We start from the raw sequence: 21,926 nt of genomic DNA, 5'->3' as shown, positions 1-21,926 counted from the left end.
GAGCCAGTCCGCGTTGTGCCTCGCCGCAGCCAAGGAGTAACCCGGACGAGGGATCGACGTTATGAAGCCGTGGGTATCTGGCTGCTCAACCATTTCGGCACTCTCGCGCTTGCCGGGCTGCTCGGTGGCGGCGCCGTACTGGCTGCCGTCGTCGGCCTGCTGGTGCTGCGGCGCAAATTCCCTCACCATGCGAACGGCACAAACAACGAGATGATCGGCGTCGTGCTCGGCATGTACGCCGCGATCTACGGCATCATCCTGGCCTTCGTCGTCGTGGCCGAGTGGGAGGGCCTCAACGAGGCGCAGACCAACGTCGCGCTCGAGGCCAGCCAGACCGCCGAGGTACTGCGTGATGCCCCCGCGTTCCCGGCCGCGCAGGAGCGCCGGGTGACGAACGCCGTCGGGGCGTATGTCCGTGTCGTCGTCGACGAGCAATGGCCGCTGATGCGCGACGGACAGCCCGACCCCAACGTCACCAACCGCGAAGTGACCGCGCTGTACGAGGTGTTCCAGGAGTACGAGCCGCAGACCGAGGCCGAGAAGACCTACTACGAGCAGTCCGTCTCGACGCTGGGCGAGATCGCGGGCGCACGCCGAACTCGGCTCTCCGACGCCCAGCAGTCCCTGCCGTCGCTCCTCAACATCCTCGTCTACGGCGGCGCGCTCGTCATGCTCCCCCTGACCTTGCTCTACGGCATCAGGAGCCTGCGCGCGAATCTGATGTTCGTCGTGTCGGTCGCCGCTCTGATCGGCGTGAGTCTGCTGCTGTGCTTGACGCTGGACCATCCGTTCGCGGGCGACCTCGCCGTTTCACCTGCCCCCTTCAAGGAGGGCGTGCTCGCGCAGTTCTGGCGATGACCTCCCTGACGGATATGCCTCTACGAAGCCGTGCGCCGCTGGCACGTTCCCAGAACTCCGCGTCTGGCACCGGCCCTTCAAGAAGGGGCGCACCACCTCTGGAGCCCAGGACAGGGCAGTCAGCTCCGGTCAGCTTGGCAGCCCAGGCCGTGTGCGGCGGACACGAGTCCGTCGGATGCCGCGGCCTCCGGTCGGCTCCGTTCCTCTGCGTCCGCGTCGAAGCCGACCGGTTCCCAGCGCTTCACCAGGAGTGCGACCAGACCGAGTACTGGGGCGGCGAGGATGACCCAGTAGACGTGGGTGCCCAGGCCGCTGCTGAGGATGGGGAAGAAGAACAGGGTCAGCGTCGAACCGAGGCGCAGCACCGCCTGGTTGAAGCCGATGCTGACGCCGCGCATCGAGGTGGGGAAACCCAGCGAGGCGTAGCTCATGATGTGCGCGCCGGGGCCGAAGCCCTGGGCGAACATGAACGCACCGAGCATCAGGATGCCTGCCGTCACCACGGCCGTCCCGCTCGGCTCCCCGATAAGGCCGAGCACGGTGATGGCGACGAACTGGATGGCGAAGCCCAGCGTCATCATCGGCCAGGCGCCACGGGTGGATGCCCAGCGGATGCCGAGCAGTCCGCCGGTCAGAGCGAAGAGGAGGTTCAGGGCGAAGGAGGAGGCGATCGTGGTCAGCGGGCCCTGGGTCATCAGTGTGGCGATGATGATCGGCAGCCCGAACGCGACCGCGTTGTACCCGAAGGTCTCCGCCAGACCGACCGACACCGACTGGATCGTGCGCGTGCAGTACGGAGGGGTGAAGAGCCGTGCGTAGGCGCCGAGGCCGGGCCGGGGCGGGCGGGACGTCTGCGCGGGCACATCGTCGGCGACGCGCGCGTCCACGTCGTACGACTGGCGAAGGATCTTCGCCGCGCCTTCCAGGTCGCCCTGGTCGGCGGCCCAGGTCGGGGACTCGTTCATGTAGCGCCGGCGCAGCAGCAGGACCAGCAGCGCGGGTACAGCGCCGAAGCCGACGGTGAAGCGCCACAGCCAGCCCAGCTGGGCGTCGGGCAGGAGGAAGTACAGCAGCATGATCACCAGGTAGCAGCCGCTGGTCGCGCTGTACCAGGCGGGCGACCAGGCAGCCGTGCGTGAGCCCTTGCTGCCCTTGCCGCGCAGCCGGGAGAATTCGGCGAGGAACGCGATCGCGACGGGGATGTCCATGCCGACGCCGATGCCCATCACGAAGCGCGCCGCGATCAGCGTCCACACGTCCTGCGCCAGCGCACACACCAACGCGGTCACGACGAAGAAGAGCATGTTCGCCATGAAGACCCGGTAGCGGCCGATCCGGTCCACCAGCCAGCCGCCGACCAGAGCGCCGACGAGGGACCCCACACTAATCGAGGCGGTGACCGTGCCGGCCATGGCGGAGCTGAGGCCGAACTGTTCGGTGATGTCGGGAAGCCCGTAGGCGAGGGAACTGAGGTCGTAGGCGTCGAGGAAGATGCCGCCGAGCGCGATGATCACGATCATTTTGGCGTGACGGCCGCGGGCCGTGCCCGAGTTGACCAGATCGGAGACGTCCGCCGCTGAGCGGATCAGTACCGTGCGCGGCGTCGTCGCCGGGATCGTGCTGCCGGGCAAGGGGGAGGTGGAGCTCACGAGCGCCTTCCGGGGTGGTGCGGACGTACCGGCGAATCGTCGCACCGGCCGGAAATCGACCGTACGTACGTCCGCATAATGGTCACCCTCTGCCCCGCCTGCGACGCCAAGGGCCAGGCGGGGCGGTCCGGGCCCGTGGGGCCCGCCGAACCCCATCTGCCGATACGGCACCCGATCCCACCGGCATGCATCAGCGCCTCGCCGCCGCCCTCGGGCGGTGGCGGCGAGGCGATCAGGAGCCCTTCGGCTCAGGTGCCGCAGTTGCCGGATGCGAGTTCGCCGACGAAGCGTCGGCCGCGCGACTCAAGCGAAGGGCTCGGCCGCGCCGCCGCACCTCGTCGAGATCCCGGGCGGGACGGGACGGACCGTGGTTGGTCTGCCCGCCCCGCCATGTCGCTTATCCGCTACGGAAGGCTGTGCACCTTGGGGCCGACGGAGTTCGACCAGGCGTTGCCCGCCGTCGCGTCCCAGTTTGTGGACCACGTCATGGCGCCCCGCAGCCCCGGGTACGTCTTCGACGGCTTGAAGGAGCCGCAGCCGGTGCCCCGGGTCAGGCAGTCGAGGGCGTTGTTCACGACCGACGGGGCCACGTAACCGCTGCCCGCGCCGCGCGTCGACGCCGGGACGCCGATGCCGACCTGCGACGGGTCGAGGCCGCCCTCCAACTGGATGCAGGCGAGTGCGGTCAGGAAGTCCACGCTGCCCTGGCTGTAGACCTTGCCGTCACAGCCCAGCATTGAACCGCTGTTGTAGTACTGCATGTTGACGACTGTGAGGATGTCCTTCACGTTCAGCGCCGTCTGGAAGTACCCACCGGACGTGGACTGCATGTCGATGGTCTGCGGCGCCATCGTGAGCACCATCTTCGAGCCCGCCTTCGCGGCGAGCTGGCGCAGCGCCTTGCTCATGTAGGTGGGGTTGAGGCCGTTCTCCAGGTCGATGTCGACGCCGTCGAACCCGTACTCCTGCATCAGCGCGTAGGCGCTGTTCGCGAAAGCCGCCGCGGAGGCGTCACTGTTGACCGAGATGGTGCCCTTCTCTCCGCCGACCGAGAGGATCACGGACTTGCCCGCGGCGTGCTTCGCGGCGATGTCGGCCTTGAAGTCGGCGGTGGAGGAGTAGCCGACGGCCGGGTCGAGGTTGAAGGTGATCTGGCCCGGCGTGGTGGTGGCGTCGGCGAAGGAGACGGCGATGATGTCGTACTGCGAGGACACGTCCCGCAGTTTCTGCACGGTCGCGCCGTTGTTGAAGTTCTGCCAGTAGCCGGTCAGCGCGTGCTTGGGCACGGTGCCGCCGTCTCCGCCGCCGCCCTTGGCGGTCCGTGCGGAGACCGTCGTCGACTTCGCGGACTCACCCGCCGCGTTCGAGGCGCTCACCTGGAAGCTGTAGGTGGTCTCCGGTGTCAGACCGGTGACCGTGGTGGAGGCGCCGCTGGTCGAGGCGACCTTCGTGCCGTCGCGGTAGACGGTGTATCCGGTGGCCGTGGACACCGGGGTCCAGGACAGGTCCACCGACGTGGACGTCGTCGTCCCCGCTGCGAGGCCGGTCGGTACGGCCGGTATCTCCACCGGGTCGGTACCGCCGCCCCCGTCGGGGCCGAGAACGCTCACGTCGTCCGCGTAGTACGCGCCCTGTCCGTACCAGCCATGGGTGTACACGGTGACCGACGTGGTGTTCGCACCGGTGGTGAAGCTGGTGGAGAGCTGCTGCCAGGACGAGTTGCCCGGCGTCCAGGTCGACACGTCCGTGGTGCCGGTGCCGCGGGCGCCGAGGTAGGCATAGCTGCCCTGGACCCAACTGCTGAGCTTGTACGTCGAGTTGGGCTTCACCTTGACGATCTGGGAGCACTCGGCGTTGCTCTGGCCCGCCGGAGTGGCCTTGAGCGCTTTCGTGCCGCCGTGCACGGGGGAGGTCACGGCGGCACCGCTGTTCGCGGCGCAGGTCCAGTTGCTCAGGTCCGACTCGAACCCGGCGTTCTTGGCGACGTTGACGTCCGCCGCCGTGACGTCCGCCGCCTTGGCGTCCGCCGACTGCGCAGGCACGGCGAGCCCGGTGACGGCGAGCGCGGCGGCCGCGCCGACGGCGAGCGCCGCGCCGATTCTCCGGCGAACGCCGGGTCTGCCCTTACGTACACGGTCCACGGAATGCCTCCAGGGTGAAGCGAAGGACGAAGGTGAGAGCCGGTGGCCACCGCCACTGTGCGCAAAGCTGGTCCAGACCAATCAAGTTGTCAAGACCTCTGGCGAAACGACCCGCCTGCCGGGCACTCGAGGACCGCACCGCACTGCGCCACTGGGGGCCATCCCCACGCGTGCAGGGATGGCCCCGCGAGGCGGCGGACGTACAGCGGACGTACAGCCCTGTGCAGCGATGTACGGCGGTAACAGAATTCGCCGGAATGCTTCTCCTGGTTCACGTGGGGCTGGTGGGATGACCGCGCTCAACTCATCGATCACAGGAGGCGTGCGTGAATCTCGTCGTCAATGGCGACGCGGAGAGCGGGTCCGGCGGCAGTGCCGATCCCGTCTCGAAGGTCCGCGGCTGGAAGGTCACCCAGGGAGCCCCGGCGCTCATCGCCTACAGTCTCGGCGGCGGCTACCCGACCGCGTCGGACGCCGGCCCGCCCCGCCGCGGCAGCCGCTTCTTCTCGGGCGGCAACAGCCCGCGCACCGCGCTGGTGCAGGACATCGACCTGCCCAGGGTCGGTCCGACCGGACGCCGCGCCGTCGACGCGGGCAAGGTCCGCTACACGCTGGCCGGCTGGCTCGGCGGCTTTGCCGGACAGGAGGACGGTGCGCGCCTCTCCGTGGAGTTCCGCGACGCCAAGGGCACCCCGGTCGCCCTCAGCGTCCTCGGCCCTGTCAGCACGGCCGACCGGCAGGGCAAGACCGGCCTCCTGAAGCGCACGGCCGAGGCCGCCGTGCCGCCCACCGCCCGATCGGCGCGGGTCCTGCTCGTCTTCACGCGCACCGGCGGCGGCACCTCCAACGACGGCTACGCGGACGCCCTTTCCCTCACCCTCAGCACCACCGGAGACCGCCGATGACCGTCAACCGACGTGACCTGCTCAAGTCCGCCGCGACTGTCGGCGCGCTCAGCCTCGCCTGGCCGCTCGCCCCGGGCCTCACCCCGGCACAGGCCCGCGAGGCCGCCGAGAACCTCGGTGCCGAGTACGATCGCGCGCCCTTCACGCTCGGCGTCGCCTCCGGTGATCCGCAGCCGCACTCCGTGGTGCTGTGGACCAGACTCGCCCCCGAACCGCTCGCCGCCGAGCAGAGACTTCCCGAGGTCGTCGAGGTCGAGTGGGTCGTCGCCAAGGACGCCGGGCTGCGCCGCGTCGTCGCCCGGGGCACGGCACCGGCGTCCGCGACGCTCGGCCACAGCGTGCACGTTCCGGTGAGCGGCCTCGCCCCGGGTCGGCACTACTGGTATGCGTTCAAGGCACTGGGAAGGACCAGCCGTGTCGGGCGTACGAAGACGGCGCCGCTCGGCCGCGTCTCCAAGGTCACCTTCGCGGCCGCCAACTGCCAGGCTTTCCACGACGGTTTCTACGCCGCTCATCGCGGCATCGCCCGCGAGAACGTCGACTTCGTCATGCACCTCGGCGACTACATCTACGAGCACGGCCAGGTCGGCGGCGTACCCGAGAAGTACGTGCGGGACCACGACGGCCCGGAGATCCTCACGCTCGCCGACTACCGCAAGCGACATGCCCTGTACAAGGGCGACACATCGCTGCGCGAGGCACACGCCGCCCACCCGTGGTTCCTGACCTGGGACGATCACGAGGTCGTCAATGACTACAGCGGCACCGGCGGCGGCGCCCCGTTCATGCGGCGCCGCGCGGCCGCGTACCAGGCGTGGTTCGAACACATGCCGCACCGCGACTCGTTCGGCGGGTCAGCACTGCCCGACCCGGAGATCCACAGGGTGCGGCGCTGGGGCGACCTGTTGGAGCTCGCCGTCCTCGACCTGCGCTCGTACCGCTCGGCGCAGAACCTCCCCGACGGCACAATCCTGGGCATCGAGCAGAAAGCGTGGCTGAAGAAGACCGTCGACCGAGCCCCCGACGCCTGGCACGTATGGGCCAACTCGATCATGCTGAGCCAGCTCCGGGGCCGTCCTGGCGGCTCGTACATGTTCACCGACCAGTGGGACGGCTTCCTCGCCGAGCGCAAGGAGGTCCTCGGGCACGTGCACGACAGCGGCCTGGAGGACCTGGTCGTGATCACCGGTGACTGGCACTCGGCGTTCGTCGACGACATCCGCACCGACTTCGACGAGCCGGAGTCCCCCTTGCTGGGCACGGAGTTCACCGCGCACTCGGTGACCTCCGGCGCGTACTCCGCGGACTGGAACGCGGCCAATGGCCCCCTGATGGGCGAGGCCAATCCGCACCTGAAGTACTTCGAGGGCAATCGGTACGGCTACGACGTGTACGAGGTGACGCCGGAGCGGTTCAGCGCGCACATGCGGGTCATCGGTGACCGCCGGGACCCGCGCTCGCCCATCAGCACGCTGACGACGTTCCATGTGGACCGGGGCGCGGCCGGGTCCTACGAGGACCCGGACACCAAGGGGTCGCCCGCCCAGTACCGCAGGGACTGACACTGGGTTTCAGCGTGCCCCGGCCCGGAGACCGGGGCACGTCCCGGTGCCGTACCAACCTTTCGCAGGACGCCCCTTTGGTGGTCGCCGTCAGGGGCCGTTCCCTCGGGTGCGGGGAGCGCAGAAGGGCTCCCCGACACATACGGAGGAGAAGGTGACGAAGGCCGCGACACGTCACCTCAGGAGCCAGACGGAATCTTCATCAGTTTCGCGCTTCGATGAGGTATCCCTGCCTCATGCCCCAGCTCACCGAACTGCTCCCCGTCGAGGCCATCCGCCTCGACGTCCCCGCCCCCGACTGGCAGGGCGCCATCCGTGCCGCCGGGGACCTGCTGGTCGCGAACGGCGTCAGTACGGACGTGTACACCCAGGAGATGCTCCGCACGGTGGAGGAGAACGGGCCGTACATCGTCGTCGCTCCCGGCTTCGCCTTCGCACACGCGCGGCCATCGCCCGCCGTGCGTCACACCGGCATGTCCTGGGTGCGTCTTGTCGAGCCCGTACCGTTCGGCCACGACACGAACGACCCGGTCCGCCTCGTCGTCGCCCTGGCCGCGACGGACGCCTCCGCGCACACTCAGGCGATGGGCGCCCTCGCCCGACTGCTTGGCGACCCGGAGACGGTGGATGCCCTCGACCAGGCGCCGACCCCCGAGTCCGTGCGGCAGATCCTCGTAAGGGCCGAGGAACCCGCCGAGTCGGCCGGATCTGACGGGTCTGCCGAGCCCGCGGCCACCAAGGCCGCAGGCGGCTCCGGTGGCACGCACACGATCCTCACCGTCTGCGGCAACGGCGTCGGAACGAGCCTGTTCCTCAAGTCGACGCTCGACAAAGTGCTCGACCGGTGGAAGTGGTCCCGCTACATCAACACCGAGGCCACCGACACCATCTCCGCCAAGGGCAAGGCCTCGGAGGCCGTCGCCATCCTGACCTCCCGTGAGATCGCCAGGGCTCTGGGCGACGTAGGCGTGCCTGTGCGAGTGATCGAGGACTTCACCAACACCAAGGAAGTGGACGCCGCGCTGCGCGATCTGTACGACGTCTGAAAATCCGGCCTCCTCCCCCACGCTCCGTCCCCGCCGAACCTCCAGGAAATCCCGGGAACCCCATGAACGTCCTCGTCGACATCGCGAAATTCATCGTCAATGAAATCCTCGCCGTCCCCGCCTATCTCATCGGCATCATCACCGCCGTCGGCCTGATCGCCCTGAAGAAGTCGACCGGCCAGGTCGTCGGCGGCGCCATCAAGGCGACGCTCGGCTTCCTGTTGATCGGCGCGGGTGCGACCCTTGTCACCGCCTCGCTCGAACCGCTCGGCAAGATGATCACCGGCTCGACCGGCTCGCACGGCGTCATCCCCACCAATGAGGCCATTGTCGGCATCGCCCAGGCCGAGTACGGCTCGCGTGTGGCGTGGCTGATGATCCTCGGGTTCCTCGTCAGTCTGCTCCTGGCGCGCTTCACACCGCTCTCGTACGTCTTCCTGACCGGCCATCACATGCTGTTCATGGCGACGTTGCTGACGATGGTCCTCGCCACGGCAGGAGTGACCTCATGGGTCGTGGTGGTGGCCGGTGGCGTCCTGCTCGGCATCATGCTGGTCGCGATGCCGGCCTTCGCCCACCCCTGGACCAAACGCGTCACGGGCAACAACACCGTCGCCGTCGGGCACTTCGGCACGGCCGGCTACATCGTCTCCGGCGCGACCGGACAGGCCATCGGCAAGAAGAGCCGCTCCACGGAGGAGATGAACCTCCCCGAGGGCCTGCGCTTCCTGCGCGACTCGATGGTGGCTACGGCCCTGTCCATGGTCCTCATCTACATGATCATGGCCATTGTCTTCCTGGCCAAGGTCGGCAGGACGGAGGCATTCCGGGCGTACTCGTCGGGGAAGGGAGACCCCGGCTCGACCGGCGTCGGCAACTACCTGATGTCCTCACTCGGCCAGGGCCTCCAATTCGGCATCGCCGTCGCCGTCATCCTCTTCGGCGTCCGCACGATCCTCGGTGAACTCGTCCCCGCCTTCCAGGGAATCGCTCAGAAGGTCGTGCCCGGTGCCATCCCCGCGCTGGACGCACCCATCGTCTTCCCCTACGCGCAGAACGCCGTCCTCGTCGGCTTCATCTGCTCCTTCACCGGCGGCCTGGTGACCCTGGGGCTGCTGGCCGGGGTCCTCAACCCCGCGTTCGGCACGGCCCTGGTCCTGCCGGGCCTGGTCCCGCACTTCTTCACCGGTGGCGCGGCGGGCGTCTTCGGCAACGCGACGGGCGGCCGCCGCGGCGCCGCCGTCGGCGCGTTCCTCAACGGCGTCCTGATCACCCTCCTGCCGGCGTTCCTGCTCGGGGTGCTCGGCTCGTTCGGTTCGGCCAACACGACGTTCGGGGACGCCGACTTCGGCTGGTTCGGCTTGATCATCGGTAACGCGGCGAAGGCGGGCTCGGTGGCGGGCATCGTCCTCTTGCTACTGATCGGCGTCGCCATCCTCATCGCTGCCATCGCCTGGCAGAAGAAGGTCGTCGACACCGGCTGGGACCCGGGAGCCGCGCGCGACAAGTTCCTGCCTCCGAAGGAGCGGGAGACCCTCGATGCCCAGGAGACCTCGGCCCCGACCACCACTCGGAAGTACGCGAAGATCGCCCCACCGGCGGGCGCACCGAAGCCGCCTCGGCCAGAGGACTAACTGAGCGTTTGGTCCGTCCGGTGCCACGGCTCACCGCCGGTTCCCGAGTGGGCCAAGGCCAGGGTGTCGACCCCATTGCACCGGCTTGTCCTGGACGAACTCGGCTGCCGTAGTGAGCTCGGCTGGCCGCGATGCGCGATCAGCTCGGTGGACATGAGTGCCGTGAGGGGGGGGCGATGGCTTTCCCAGCGAGGCATACGGCATCGCGTCGCCAGCAACAGGCGCCGAAACCTCGCAGCGGCTCGAGCGGCACCGGTGCATCATGAGCGCACGATGGCTCGGCTCGCCGGCTGCCGTCGCCTCCACCGATCGGGCGGGCTGTCGTTCAAGACTTCAGGAACACGCGGCCCTGATGCCCCGCTTCGCGTGTCGTGTCCATGACCGATGGCCGATGCCGTATGCCGATCTGTGGAAAGTACATGTCCCCTATACAGTGCCGAGATGGTTTCGGAGCTGCAGCGACTTGTCGACGCGTTCGGCGCCCGCCTTGGCCGGTCGATCGCCGTCGACGACGCGCGACTCAAGCTGCTCGCGTACAACGCGCACACTGGCGACGTGGACGACGCCCGGATCGAATCGGTCATGCACCGTGGTGTGTCGACCGCGCTGGTCGCGCACGTCTGCGAGCAGGGCGCTGCCCAGGCTTTCGATGTCTTCACTCTTCCGCCGTGCCCCCAGATCGGCATCACCATGGAACGGGTCGGTATGCCGATCCGCTACGACGATGCCCTGCTCGGCTACGTATGGCTGATCGGCTCCGATGGCCCGGTCGGCGACCGGGCCGTCGAGTTGCTGCGCGAGGCGGCTGCGCAAGCCGCCCTGGTCCTGCACCGCGGCCACCTTGGCGTAGAAGTGACTCGCAGCCATGCCAGGGAGCTGGTCCGCGACCTGATCGCCCCGGACCAGGCGCTCCGGACGGAGGCGGGTGTCGCGCTCGTCGAGGAGCAACACGCCGTGGCTGGCCCGGTCGCCGTCCTGGTAGCCATGGTGGGGGGCGAAGAGGGCGAGCCTCTGGCTGAAGAACGCCGTCTGGCCCTGGAGCTCTCAGTCGACCACTGTCGACGGCGGCTTCCTCCCTCGCGCGGATTGGCCCTGACGCGTCCGGATCACGCGCTTCTGCTGACGATCTGGCCTGGGGCACGTTCCCAGGTCATCGAGCGCAATGCCGCCGAGCTTGCCGAGGTACTGCGCGAAAAGCTGGTCGCGGAACTCGGCTTGGGACGGGCCGCCTGCTGGGTGGGCGTAGGCGGGCCACGCCCACGCCTCACCGAGGCCCTCTCTTCCTACGAGGAAGCTCGCCGCGCTGCCGAGGTCGCCCGTATCACGGGCACCATGGGTCACGTGGTGGCTCATGCACAGCTGGGGGTGTACGCGCTCTTGGGCAAGCTCACCCCCGACCAGCTTGCCGAGGGCATCCACCCGGGGCTGCGCCCCCTGCTTTCGAACCTCGCGCACCGTGGGCTGGTGGAAACTCTGCGGGTGTATCTCGATCACGCCGGCGATGCCCGGCATGCCGCCACCGCCCTACATGTCCACCGCTCCACGCTCTACAAACGGCTGCATCGCGTTGAGCAGCTCACTGGACTGCGACTGGACGTCGGCGATGACCGACTGGCCGCGCATCTCGGCCTGAAGGCGGCAGAATTGCACCCCCGCCTGCCGGCGTCGATGAATGCGCCGGACGTGGTGTTCTGAGCACGGGCAGCAGCTGGGCACGTTGCTACGGTTGCCGCAGAACTTCCGGCGTGCGCTGTGCGGTTGCCCGGCACCAGGTCGGCCGAGACGGTGTAGTGGTCCATGCAGGTGAGCTCCTTCGGCTGGGTGTGCCTTCTCCCCTCAGGCGGCCGATGTGCTACCGGATGGCGCGAGCGCGCCTGACCGGCCCCCGGGCGGTCCGGGCCGCGACCCGGGGGGGGACAGGTGACACCCCCACCACGCCGGTCGTTGGCTCCAGCAGAGGAGGGAAACCCCCTCCGGCTCGCCAGGTTTGCACAGGTGGTCGACCGCCGGGTACGGGCCATCCTCTTCGGCGGGGAACCCGGCTCAGCGGTCGGCGTCAGCCGAGGACTGTGCCCGTAGATGGGGCCGGCCGGCGGCGGCGTGAGAACGCACCGAGGTCGATGGTCTGGCCGGTGTGCTCGCAGGTGTGCGTGAGCGCACTCCGGTCGTGGTCGTGCCCGCCTTCGACACCGTGGATCAGGGTGGTCATGAGGCGGCCTACCAGAGGGGCGTTCTTGAACTGATTACCGCTGGTGCCTACGGCCACGTAGAAGCCGGCAAGCTCGGTTCGGTCGTATACGGGGGTCCAGTCGTCGGTCACGTCGTACACGCCTGCCACACCGCGAGGCTTGTTGGGGACGCGCAGGCCGGGCAGTCGGCGAGCCGCACGCGTCACCTGCGTCCTGAACTGCGACACGGTCGGAGTGGGACTCCCGTCGTCCGGATCGTCGAGCCATTCCAGCGGGTCGCACTCGGGTTCCGTGCCGCCGACGAGCAGGAACTCCCTGCCCTCGGGCCGTATGTACGTGCCGAGGTCCATATCGGCCAGCACCGGTGCGTGCCCGTCGCCGCCGGCGTCGTTGTAGCCGGCGGGCGCCGCTACGTGGTGTACCTCTTGGCGCAGCGGCCGCAGACCGACGGTGAAGTCGCCGCCCACTTCGGCGAGCCGGTTGAGCTGTCCCGACCATGGGCCGGCCGCGTTGACGACCACCCCGGCGGACAGTTCGGTTCCATCCTGGAGGCGCACCCCGCGCACGCGTCCCCCGCGCTGGGTCACCGCGGTGACGGGGCTCTTCCAGCGGAAGGCGGCTCCGTGCCGCTGGGCCGCCGTAGCAAGGTTGTGCGCGGCGAGTCGCGGGTCGTCGATGAAGCCCCCGTCGGGTGTGTGGAGAGCACCGAGCCGAGCGGACGCGTCGGCGAAGAACTCGTCGTCATCCACGGGGCGGGGCGGGAAGTACCGGCCGGTGTCCACGGCGGGCAACCGCTTGGACAGCTCTCGTGCATCCCATTTCTCGTACGGGACACCGGCCTTGTCGAAATGTCGCGTGAACATGCCGCAGGGTGCGAAGTCCACGTCCAGCAGGGTGACGCCGCAGCGGTTGAACGCCGCGAGGGGTTCACTGGCGGGTGCCTGGAGATGGTCGCGCCACGCTTCCCAGCAGTGACGGGACTCCCAAGCCGCATTGACGCCCGCGATCGTGGGGTAGGTGAAGCGGACCACGGCGCTCGAGGCGCTGGTGGAGCCGTTGCCCGCGCCGCCGAACTTGTCGACCACGACGACCCGCAGCCCGCTCCGCACCAGTTCGAGGGCGATAGAGGATCCGATCACCCCGGCCCCGACGACGACTACGTCTGTGCTCTCAGCCATGTTCCAACCCACCTTCTCGTTGCCGGACCAGACAGTTCCTCCGGCGGCGCGGAGGGTCGCCGCTCCGCCCGTTGTCCGCACATTACGCAGGTCGGAGACCATGTTCCGGCGACCGTTGTCGCCACTTTCTGTCCTCGAACCCGACAGTTGTCGCGCGCGTGTACGCCGACGCTCAGCTGTCAGGACCCACCATGAGCCTGGCGGAGGCGGGAAGCCTGGCTGGTGAGGTCGTATGCCGCGGCGACCTCGGATGGTCCGAGAGCCGGGTCGCGTGCGGCTCCGCCAGCGGGAAGACGGAGCCACCGGGAGGCTGTCTGTCAGCGCGTCCGCAGGCAGGGGCCGAGGGATCAGGTGAGGCGGCGGCAAGGGCCGAGGGCCTGCTCAACGATCCGGACGTGATCGTGGAACGGATCAGCCCTCTCTCATGCGCAGGATCAAGGTGACCGCGTCCTCCAAGCGGGTTCCAGGGGCCAGGACTTCCTGCAAGAGGAGGCCGCGAATCGCGGCAACGGTGACGGTGGCCACATCCCGCGCTTCCTTCGTGTCGAGCCCTTCGCGTTCCGCGAGTGAGGACAGCATCACGGTCAGGTCGCCGATCGACTCCACGAACTCTCGGAAGTCCTCGGGGCTGTACGCGGCCAGTCCGACGACGTAGAAGAAGCCGCGGGTACGCGACAGCTGCTCCGGTCGCGTGTAAGTGCGCCAGATCGCCGCAACGAAATCGTTGAAGGTGCCCTGCTGGGCGGCCTCCAGAAGTACCTCGTTGTCTCGCGATCGCTGCGCCTTGAGCATGGCGGCCAAGACGCCCGAGAGCGACCCGAAGTGGTATCGCAACAGGGCGTGGCTGGTCTCGATCCGGGCGGCGATCTCACGGAGCGACATCTCCGGCGGGGGAAAGGCCTCGCCGAAGGCGTCGAGAAGCCGTGCCAGGAGTCGCTCGCGCGCGCTGCCCTTGCGTTCCGAGGTTGACAGGATCACTCCCACAGTTTATCCATTGGAAAAGACAGTTTGGCGGTTCCGTGTTGCTTCGCACATGGTCGCAGCCAGCTCGCAACGACGGAGGATCGACCATGGGACCTGCTCATGTAGTCGGCGCGGCGGTCATCGACGGATCGGGGCGCGACCCCAGCAACCTCGACATCACTATCGAGAACGGCCGCATCACCCGACTCGGTGCCTCCAGCGCGCACGGTGAGCGTCTCGACGCCGAGGGACTGACGATGACGCCCGGCCTGATCGACGCTCACGTCCACCTGGGCCTGTCGAGCCCGATCCAGCCGCACTTCTCGTTTCAGATAAGCGCCGCCGAGATCGCGGCGGACATCTTCGCCACGGCCGGCGCGACGCTCGACGCCGGCTTCACCACCGTTCGCGACACCGGTGGGATCGACGGCGGTGTCGTCACCGCGATCGCGAAAGGCAAGGTCAGAGGGCCACGCATCCTCTCGTGCGGACCGGTTCAATGCCAGATCGGCGGGCACGGCTACTACGGAGCCGAATGGGAACCCACCGAGCTGTGGAGCAGCCACCACATCCCGGGCCTGTGCGCCCTCTCCATGATGGCGGGCAACGCGGACGAACTGCGACACAACGTCCGCGAAGCCTTCCGTCGCGGAGCCTCCTTCCTGAAGCTCTGCGTCACTGGCGGAGTGGTGGGCGCACATGACCGACTGTCCGACACCCAGTTCACCGTGGAAGAGATCGCTGTCGCAGTTCAAGAAGCCGCGGCACGGAACACCTATGTGACCGTTCACGCCCACAACAACGAGGGCATACGCAACGCGGTCGAGGCCGGGGTGCGCTGTGTCGAGCACGGCACCAGTCTCGACGAATCCACAGCGGCTCTGATGGCGGCTCGCGAGGTTGCCCTCGTGCCCACGTTCGCTGTCGTCGAGCAACTGCTGCACGACACCGCCGGAGCCGGTCTCGCCGAGTCGACCCGCGACCGAGTCGAGGGCGTACGCGAGCAGATGGCGAAGGCGCTCGCTGTCGCCAAGCACGCAGGAGTACGGATCGGGCTGGGTTCCGACCTCATCGGTCCGGCCCAGGGCCGTCGCGGCAAAGAACTCAGCCTGCGCGCAGCCCTCGAGACGCCGATGGAAGCGCTCGTGGCGGCGACCCGGACCAACGCCGAGATCCTCGGCCTGTCCGGCCAGGTGGGGGTCATCGCTCCCGGCGCGCAGGCAGACCTCGTTCTGTGGAACGGCAACCCGCTCGAAGACCCAGAACTGTTCTCCGACCCCACCAACGCCGTCCTCGTCATCCAGGCCGGCCAAATCGTGAAGGACCTCAGATGAGCACCATGTGGCAGGGCTGCCTCGCCCACACCGACTACTTCGAGATGCGCTCCAGCGGTGGGCACGACTACGGCATCTGGGTCACCACGCCACCGCGCTACGACCCTGCCGCGGCACAAGCACCTGTCGTGTACGTCCTCGACGGCAACTGGGCCGTGGGCATGACCGCCCCCCTCATCGTCACGCAACTGGACCCCATGCAGTCGATCCAGCCCTACGTCCAGGTCAGCGTGGGCTACGCAGGCGAGGAAGCAGAACAGTGGGAGCGGCTGCGCAACCGCGACCTCGTGCCCCCCGGCGAACCCATCGCGAAGGAGTACGTCGATGCGGTGGAGATGGGGATCGAAACAGGCACGATGACTCGCGAGCAAGCCGACGCCTACCTCGCTGAACTGAGCGACAGCCGCGGGGACATGTTCCTGAACTTCCTCACCGACGACCTGCACCCGCGGATCGAACGCGACTACGGCACTGCCCCGAGCGGTCACGGCCTCTTCGGCTATTCCTACGGCGGACTCTTCAGCCTCTACGCCTGGCTCACCAAGAGCACCTTCTTCGAGAGCATCGGCGCGGGCAGCCCCGGCATCGTCAATGCGGACAGTCAGGTCTTCGCCCTTCTTCAAGCAATGGGTGACACCCTGCCTGATACCAAGCTTCACGTGACCTTCAACGACCGGGAGATCCTCGGAGACCTCGCGGTCTACCAGAATCTCGCGAAGAACGCGGCCACGTTCCTTCATCACCTCACCGCACGCAACGGCTCCGTCACCAGCGCACTCATGCACGAAACGCATGTAACTGGGCTGCAGGCATCGTTCCTCAGCTACCTCAGGACCTGCCGTGCCCAGTGAGCCTGGACGCCGCGGCTCTGCCTGACCGCCGTGCTGGGCGGCGGCGCTCCTGGCCCGTGCCGCCGCCCCGAGTGCCTGCCACCACTCCCCGCACCCGACCGGTACGCGTGTCGAGCCCGGGCCGGTCGCGCCTGGAAGCGCGCCACCCAACGCTCGACTGGATCGGCGTGCGGGGCCTCGCGCGGACTTCCACCGGTCTTTCGCGCACGTCATCCACGAACCGGCTGCCCGGCAGCGCGGGTGCCATCTTCGTTGCATTCATATGTGAGACAACTTTTCTGGAGGTGTGCGGGTGGCCGAGCGGGACTTCGTCAGCACGACGACCCCTGCCGTGGGCATCGCCGAGGTACTCAGGCGACGGCTGCCCGCCGGCCGGGTGGTGACTGATCCGGACATCGTCGCCGGTCTCTCCCACGACCAGGCGATGTGGGCGCCAGTTGGCCGAGCGGTGGCCGTCGTACGCGCCAAGAGCACCGACGAGGTCCGGACCGTGGTTCGTGCGTGCCTGGACCAAGGAGTCCCGTTGGTTGCACGCGGCGCCGGTACTGGATTGTCGGGGGGCGCCAATGCCGTCGAAGGAGGCGTGATCCTCGCGCTGGACGGCATGGATCGGGTGCTGGAGGTCGACGAGCTGGAGCGCCTCGCCGTCGTGCAGCCCGGTGTGGTCAACGACGACCTGCGCGCCCACGTAGCGACACTCGGCCTGTGGTACCCGCCTGACCCTGCCAGTTCGCCCTGGTCGACCATAGGAGGAAATGTCGCGACGAACGCCGGCGGAGTGTGCTGCCTCAAGTACGGCGTCACTCGCGACTATGTCCTGGGTTTGGAGGTCGTGACCGGCACGGGCGAGGTGGTCCGGCTCGGACGCCGTACGTCGAAGGGGGTCGCCGGCTACGACCTCGTGGGCCTCATGGTGGGTGCCGAGGGCACTCTTGGTGTCGTCACCGAGATCACGGTCCGGCTGCGACCCCTGCCTCCGGTCGGCGTGACCGCCGTCGGCTACTTCGACAGCATCGGGCAGGCCGGTGCGGCGGTACGTGCGACCGCTGCCGCCGGGCTGCGGCCGGCCGCGCTGGAACTCGTCGACCGGCACTGTCTGCGCGCGGTCGACGCCTGGAAGAACATGGGGCTCTCCGCCGAGGCGGACGTGGTCCTCCTGGCCCGTTTCGACGATGATGGCCGCGCCGCCGAGGACGGCGCCCGCCGGATCGTCGACTGCTTCCGCGGGGCCGGCTCCACCTGGGCGGACCGGTCGGAGACGGACGAAGAGGCCGAGATGCTCTTCGCGGCCCGCCGACTGGCCTTCCCCGCGCTCGAGCGGCTGGGGCCGGTACTCACGGAGGACGTCTGTGTGCCCATCGGGGCGGTGGCGGAGATGCTGGCCCGCATCGACCGGACCGCGGAGAAGCACCGGATCACCATCGCTAACATCGCGCACGTCGGCGACGGCAACCTGCATCCGCTGCTTGTGACGGAACACGGTGACGCGGCGGCTCAGGTCCGGGCCCGCGCGGCGTTCGACGACATCATCGCGGACGCCCTTGAACTGGGTGGGACGGTGACGGGTGAGCACGGCGTGGGACTGCTCAAGCGGCACGGCCTCACCCGTGAACTCGGCCCGACCGTCCTGGAGATGCATCGCGCGGTGAAACGTGCTCTCGACCCGGCCGGGATCCTCAACCCCGGCAAAGCACTCGGGACGGCATGACCCCTTGGCCAAGTACAAGACGGAGCCGCGGAGCTTCCAGAGCCGGAGTTCTACGCACGGCCCGTCGGGAGTGACCGCCCACATCCGCTCGCGCCGCGGCCGACGACGACGCAAGCCCGGCAAACCGCACGCCGACAAGGGCTACGACTACGCTTACCTGCGGCGATGGTTACGCGAGCGCGGCGCGGCATCACGAGCGGCATCGCCCGCAAGGGAGTCGAGTCCGCGCAGCGGCTGGGCCTCCACCGCTGGACCGTGGAACGCACCATGGCCTGGCTCTCCGACTGCCGCTGCCCTCTGGGGCCACCTGGTGCCATCGGTGTGAGTGTGCTGAGGTGCACAGAGCGCCGGAACACCTGCCCCTGGCAACCGGAGAGCGACTTGCGCAGTCTGACCTTCGTCATCGGCACGGGCCGCAGTGGCTCCACCGCGCTGTCCAGCATCCTCAACACCCACCCCGACGTCCTCAGCCTCAACGAATACATGGCCTCCGTAGGGGACGCGGCCTTCCCAGAAGGCCAGGTCTCCGGCGGCGAGTTCTGGGAGGCCCTCTTCCGGCCCACCCCGTACTTCGCGAACATGATCCGCAGCGGGCTCCTGATGCCCGAGTTCCTCTACACGCGCCGCCCGGGGCAGTACACGGCGCAGAGCACCGGCATCCCCGCGCTCTCTCTCATGGTGTTGCCCCACCTCACCGACGACCCCGACGGGCTGCTCGACGAAATCCGGGCGGCGGTCATCGACTGGCCCGACCGCACCGCAGCCGAACACCACGAAGCACTCTTCGAGTGGCTCGGCGCACGGTTGGGACGCACCGCCGTCGTGGAACGCTCCGGTTACTCGACGGGCTGGGCCCAAGGGCTGCGAGCTGCCTTCCCCCACGCGAAATTCGTGCACCTGTTCCGCGACGGGCCCGACTGTGCCCTGTCCATGAGCCGTCACCCCGGATATCGCGTGATCACCTTGATGCGTGAGATCAAGGAGCGGACGGGCGTCGAGAGCTTCGGCGACCTGACGGACGAGGATGTACGCTCCCTGCCGCCGGATCTGGCACCCCTGCTCAACGAGCGCTTCGACCCCGCCCTCGTACAGGAGCGTGGCTTTCCTCTGCGCCGGTTCGGCGCCCTGTGGTCCGAACTCGTCGCCCAGGGCGCACGGTTCCTCGGCGAACTGCCCGCCGCTCAGCGCATGACACTTGCCTACGAGGATCTCCTCGACGCTCCCCAGGAGGAGCTCGCCCGCCTCGCCGCATTCATCGGGGTCGAGCCTTCGCGCCAGTGGCTGGACGGCGCAAGCGACCGGCTCGACGGCAGCCGCCGCGGCTCAGCCAGGAAGCAGCTGACGCCCGCCGAACTCAAGGACCTGAGGGCCAGCTGCGCTCCGGGTAGCCGGGCCCTGAAGGGCTCCCCCACTGCGCTGGGGGCGTAGCGGTCGACGGCTGCGCACTTGCAAGCCCTGAACTCTCCTTCCTTCAGGCAGCGTTCGAGGCGGCGTTCGGCCGTGGCCCCACAGTGCGTACTTGCCCGTTCGTACACCGCTGCGCCAGGCGCTGTTCCTGCGGCTGCGGCGAGGCCTGGCACCCCGGAAGCCCGGCGGCCGCGAAGGAGCGCACCGCGCCTCCATGGAAACGCGCCACGTGCCCCACGCGACGACCGAGCCACCCACCACCGTCGACGGCCTATACCATGGCCTTGATCGTTTCCGGCCGCCATCCAGTGGTGAGCGGGAGTCGGGCAACGTGGTGAGCGGGAGTCGGGCAACGGGGGGCCTGGGACAACGGGAAGCCTAGGACAGCGAACCTTGGCCGGTTGCCGCTGAAGTTGGAGCACCAGGCCGTTCGTGGCATCGCACCTTCGCGGCCGGCCCCGGACTCCGCGTTGTGCCTGACGAGCGGTGCGAATTAGCCCCGGGATTCAGTGGTCAGCGCGCCCGGGCCGGGACGGGGTCACGCTGTGAACGGTCGTAGTTCGTTCGGGCTGGCCGCGGGTCGGCGGTGCATGGTGTCCGGACACCACGAGTTGTGGTGCCGGTATTTCGAGGAGGCAGCGGCGGCAATGGAGATTCGTTCCACGACCGACGAGGACATTGATGTCTTCGTCGACACAGTCCATGCCGCGTTCGGGAGCTTTCCGGAAACCCCGGTCGAGGGCGGTGGGCTCTGGTGGTCGGCGCTCGAAAAGGACCGCTGCCTGCTCGCCCTGACGGCGGAGGGACGGCCCGTCGGCACCGCCGCCGCGTACTCCTTCGAGCTCACTTTGCCCGGTGAGACCCTCGTCCCGGCCTCCGGGGTGACCGCCGTCGGTGTCCTGCCCTCGCACCGGCGTCAGGGCGTGCTCAGCGCGATGATGCGGCATCAGCTCGCCGAGTTGCGGGCCCGCGGGGAGTTCCTTTCCGTGCTGCTGGCCTCCGAGGCCCGGATCTACGGCCGGTTCGGCTACGGACCTGCGACCCGCACGGCACAGCTGACGGTGCCGCGCTACCAGGCCGCCCTCGCCGTTCCCCGGGCGCGTACAGCGGCCGACGCCCCGACGACCGGCTCGGTCGAAATGCTGCGGCGTGCCGAGTGCGGCGAGATCCTGGAAGATGTTTACGACCGGTATCGCCGTGCGCAGCCCGGCGCGCTGTCGCGGCCGCACCGCTGGTGGGCCTTGCGTGCGGGACAGCCCCCGATCTCGCCGGCGCCGCGCTATGTCGCCGTTCACCGGGACGCCGACGGCGTCCCTGACGGATACGCCAGCTACTCGATCAAGTCCGGCACCTTGACGGTGGACGAGACCATCGCCACCCAAGACACCGTTTTCACTGCCCTGGCCCGGTTCACACTCGGACACGACCTGGTCTCCCAGGTCGTGTTCAAGCACGTCCCGCCCGAGCACCCGCTGCGCTGGCAGTTCGCGGACTTCCGTGCCGGCGAGGTGAGCGGTGACACTGACTGGCTCTGGGTCCGGATCCTGGACGTCCCGGGTGCTCTGACCGCGCGCGGCTGGTTCACGGACGGCGAGCTCGTCCTCGACGTTGAGGACCCGTTCCTCGGCGAGCACGGCCGCTATTTGCTGACCGTCCGGGACAACAGGGCCGACTGCGTCCCGACGGACCGGGAGCCCGACCTGTCTCTGGACGTGAGAGACCTGGGCTCGGTCTACCTCGGCGGCACCGCCCCGAGCACGCTGGTACGTGCCGGACACATCCGGGCCCACCACCCGGGCGCGGCCGTCCTCGCCGATGCCCTCTTCCGCGCCGAGCACTCCCCGCACTGCCTGCACTGGTTCTGACCGCACGCTCGCCGAGCGGGAACTTGGCCCCTGCTCGGCCACACTCCGATCGTGGGGGGCCGCGTGGCTGCTCCGGCCGATACTTGCCGGTCGCCGCACCGGCCCAAGCCACGCCAGCCTTCCCGGCTGGTCAAGCGGCCCAGTCCCGGCGCTCGCCCCCGCTGACGCAAGACCAGAGTCCTTCTCCGGGAGGCGTCTGGTGATGTACGCGGTCAGCTTGCGGTTGGTTCGATGGGGAAGTCGGCGCTGAGGGTCATCTCCCGCCACCGTCGGAGGCGGTCTTGAGGGAGTCGAGCTTGGAGGTGGCAATGTCGTACGCGGCCTTGCCCAGCAGCAGGCGCAGCGGGGGTTCTTCGGCTGTGACGGCGTTGATGACGGCCTGGGCGGCGCGTGCCGGGTCCTCGGGCTGGTGACCGTAGGTGGCCAGGGTGTTGCCAGGAACAGGACCGGCGCGGCAACGCCTGCACCGACCGTCACCCCGAGCCGGATTGCCTGGACCCTGACGAAGAAAGAGGCGCTGCTGCGGATTACGGCGGCAGGGCCGGGGGGGGGGGGGGGGGGGGGGGGGGGGGGGGGGGGGGGGGGGGGGAGGGGGGGGGGGGGGGGGGGGGGGGGTGGGGGGGGGGGGTGGGGCGG

The 21,926-nt window shown here is 68.9% G+C and carries 15 protein-coding genes and 2 pseudogenes; 13 read left to right on the top strand and 4 right to left on the bottom strand.

Annotated features, from left to right (window positions below; translation table 11 throughout):
* The first annotated feature begins 69 nt into the window (after positions 1 to 69).
* Positions 70 to 858 carry a bestrophin-like domain gene (locus ACZ5CR_RS01980; protein ID WP_468852615.1) on the top strand — a complete coding sequence of 263 codons (789 nt, stop codon included), beginning with the start codon at positions 70 to 72 and terminating at the stop codon, positions 856 to 858.
* A 119-nt stretch (positions 859 to 977) separates the two neighbouring features.
* Here ACZ5CR_RS01980 and ACZ5CR_RS01975 read toward each other — a convergent pair whose 3' ends face one another.
* Positions 978 to 2,507, bottom strand: a complete 1,530-nt coding sequence (locus ACZ5CR_RS01975) for an MFS transporter (RefSeq protein ID WP_468852612.1) — start codon at positions 2,505 to 2,507, stop codon at positions 978 to 980.
* Positions 2,508 to 2,911: 404 nt separating this feature from the next.
* Positions 2,912 to 4,648 (bottom strand): chitinase, encoded by a 1,737-nt coding sequence (locus tag ACZ5CR_RS01970; RefSeq protein WP_468852609.1) that lies wholly within the window; start codon positions 4,646 to 4,648, stop codon positions 2,912 to 2,914.
* Between the two features lie 326 nt (positions 4,649 to 4,974).
* Here ACZ5CR_RS01970 and ACZ5CR_RS01965 point away from each other — a divergent pair, with 326 nt between their 5' ends.
* From ACZ5CR_RS01965 to ACZ5CR_RS01940, 6 genes and pseudogenes are all read left to right on the top strand, one after another.
* Positions 4,975 to 5,553 carry a phosphoesterase gene (locus ACZ5CR_RS01965; protein ID WP_468852607.1) on the top strand — a complete coding sequence of 193 codons (579 nt, stop codon included), beginning with the start codon at positions 4,975 to 4,977 and terminating at the stop codon, positions 5,551 to 5,553.
* Positions 5,550 to 7,115 (top strand): alkaline phosphatase D family protein, encoded by a 1,566-nt coding sequence (locus tag ACZ5CR_RS01960; protein WP_468852605.1) that lies wholly within the window; start codon positions 5,550 to 5,552, stop codon positions 7,113 to 7,115. Before ACZ5CR_RS01965 ends, ACZ5CR_RS01960 begins: the two co-directional genes overlap by 4 nt.
* 236 nt (positions 7,116 to 7,351) lie before the next feature.
* Complete coding sequence (locus tag ACZ5CR_RS01955) at positions 7,352 to 8,161, top strand: PTS sugar transporter subunit IIAB (protein ID WP_468852602.1); 810 nt, start codon at positions 7,352 to 7,354, stop codon at positions 8,159 to 8,161.
* A gap of 62 nt (positions 8,162 to 8,223) precedes the next feature.
* Positions 8,224 to 9,795, top strand: coding sequence for a PTS ascorbate transporter subunit IIC (locus ACZ5CR_RS01950; RefSeq protein ID WP_468852599.1), 1,572 nt, complete (start codon positions 8,224 to 8,226; stop codon positions 9,793 to 9,795).
* A 7-nt stretch (positions 9,796 to 9,802) separates the two neighbouring features.
* Positions 9,803 to 10,104, top strand: a pseudogene (locus ACZ5CR_RS01945) (hypothetical protein); the annotation flags it as partial.
* A 132-nt stretch (positions 10,105 to 10,236) separates the two neighbouring features.
* Complete coding sequence (locus tag ACZ5CR_RS01940) at positions 10,237 to 11,490, top strand: PucR family transcriptional regulator (RefSeq protein WP_468852597.1); 1,254 nt, start codon at positions 10,237 to 10,239, stop codon at positions 11,488 to 11,490.
* Between the two features lie 361 nt (positions 11,491 to 11,851).
* Here the strand turns inward: ACZ5CR_RS01940 and ACZ5CR_RS01935 are convergent, their stop codons facing one another.
* Positions 11,852 to 13,162, bottom strand: a complete 1,311-nt coding sequence (locus ACZ5CR_RS01935) for an NAD(P)/FAD-dependent oxidoreductase (protein WP_468852594.1) — start codon at positions 13,160 to 13,162, stop codon at positions 11,852 to 11,854.
* A gap of 411 nt (positions 13,163 to 13,573) precedes the next feature.
* Positions 13,574 to 14,140, bottom strand: a complete 567-nt coding sequence (locus tag ACZ5CR_RS01930; RefSeq protein ID WP_468852592.1) for a TetR/AcrR family transcriptional regulator — start codon at positions 14,138 to 14,140, stop codon at positions 13,574 to 13,576.
* Positions 14,141 to 14,232: 92 nt separating this feature from the next.
* Between ACZ5CR_RS01930 and ACZ5CR_RS01925 the strand changes: the two genes are divergently transcribed.
* The 6 genes and pseudogenes from ACZ5CR_RS01925 to ACZ5CR_RS01900 all read left to right on the top strand — a co-directional run bounded on the left by ACZ5CR_RS01925 (position 14,233) and on the right by ACZ5CR_RS01900 (position 21,290).
* Positions 14,233 to 15,459 (top strand): metal-dependent hydrolase family protein, encoded by a 1,227-nt coding sequence (locus tag ACZ5CR_RS01925; protein ID WP_468852590.1) that lies wholly within the window; start codon positions 14,233 to 14,235, stop codon positions 15,457 to 15,459.
* Positions 15,456 to 16,310 carry an alpha/beta hydrolase gene (locus ACZ5CR_RS01920; protein ID WP_468852587.1) on the top strand — a complete coding sequence of 285 codons (855 nt, stop codon included), beginning with the start codon at positions 15,456 to 15,458 and terminating at the stop codon, positions 16,308 to 16,310. The genes ACZ5CR_RS01925 and ACZ5CR_RS01920 overlap by 4 nt, the downstream gene beginning before the upstream one ends.
* Before the next feature lie 337 nt (positions 16,311 to 16,647).
* On the top strand, positions 16,648 to 18,018 hold the full coding sequence (locus tag ACZ5CR_RS01915; protein WP_468852983.1) for an FAD-binding oxidoreductase: 1,371 nt from the start codon (positions 16,648 to 16,650) through the stop codon (positions 18,016 to 18,018).
* Between the two features lie 97 nt (positions 18,019 to 18,115).
* Positions 18,116 to 18,300 (top strand): annotated as a pseudogene (locus ACZ5CR_RS01910) (IS5/IS1182 family transposase); the annotation flags it as partial.
* Entirely contained in the window at positions 18,286 to 19,446 is a 1,161-nt protein-coding gene (locus tag ACZ5CR_RS01905; protein WP_468852982.1) for a sulfotransferase family protein, read from the top strand. The pseudogene ACZ5CR_RS01910 and the gene ACZ5CR_RS01905, both read left to right, overlap by 15 nt.
* 626 nt (positions 19,447 to 20,072) lie before the next feature.
* Positions 20,073 to 21,290 (top strand): GNAT family N-acetyltransferase, encoded by a 1,218-nt coding sequence (locus ACZ5CR_RS01900; protein WP_468852585.1) that lies wholly within the window; start codon positions 20,073 to 20,075, stop codon positions 21,288 to 21,290.
* Positions 21,291 to 21,926 lie beyond the last annotated feature (636 nt).

The organism is Streptomyces sp. NPDC031274 (assembly GCF_055570235.1).
Note: the sequence above shows the minus strand (reverse complement) of the source record. Positions and strands in the feature narration are given on the sequence as shown.

What these genes read in the sequence shown, in the direction of transcription:
- ACZ5CR_RS01960 (WP_468852605.1), top strand. Translation starts at nt 5,550, where the DNA reads ATGACCGTCAACCGACGTGACCTGCTCAAGTCCGCCGCGACTGTCGGC.
- ACZ5CR_RS01955 (WP_468852602.1), top strand. Translation starts at nt 7,352, where the DNA reads ATGCCCCAGCTCACCGAACTGCTCCCCGTCGAGGCCATCCGCCTCGAC.
- ACZ5CR_RS01950 (WP_468852599.1), top strand. Translation starts at nt 8,224, where the DNA reads ATGAACGTCCTCGTCGACATCGCGAAATTCATCGTCAATGAAATCCTC.
- ACZ5CR_RS01940 (WP_468852597.1), top strand. Translation starts at nt 10,237, where the DNA reads ATGGTTTCGGAGCTGCAGCGACTTGTCGACGCGTTCGGCGCCCGCCTT.
- ACZ5CR_RS01935 (WP_468852594.1), bottom strand. Translation starts at nt 13,162, where the DNA reads ATGGCTGAGAGCACAGACGTAGTCGTCGTCGGGGCCGGGGTGATCGGA.
- ACZ5CR_RS01925 (WP_468852590.1), top strand. Translation starts at nt 14,233, where the DNA reads ATGGGACCTGCTCATGTAGTCGGCGCGGCGGTCATCGACGGATCGGGG.
- ACZ5CR_RS01920 (WP_468852587.1), top strand. Translation starts at nt 15,456, where the DNA reads ATGAGCACCATGTGGCAGGGCTGCCTCGCCCACACCGACTACTTCGAG.
- ACZ5CR_RS01905 (WP_468852982.1), top strand. Translation starts at nt 18,286, where the DNA reads ATGGCCTGGCTCTCCGACTGCCGCTGCCCTCTGGGGCCACCTGGTGCC.
- ACZ5CR_RS01900 (WP_468852585.1), top strand. Translation starts at nt 20,073, where the DNA reads ATGGAGATTCGTTCCACGACCGACGAGGACATTGATGTCTTCGTCGAC.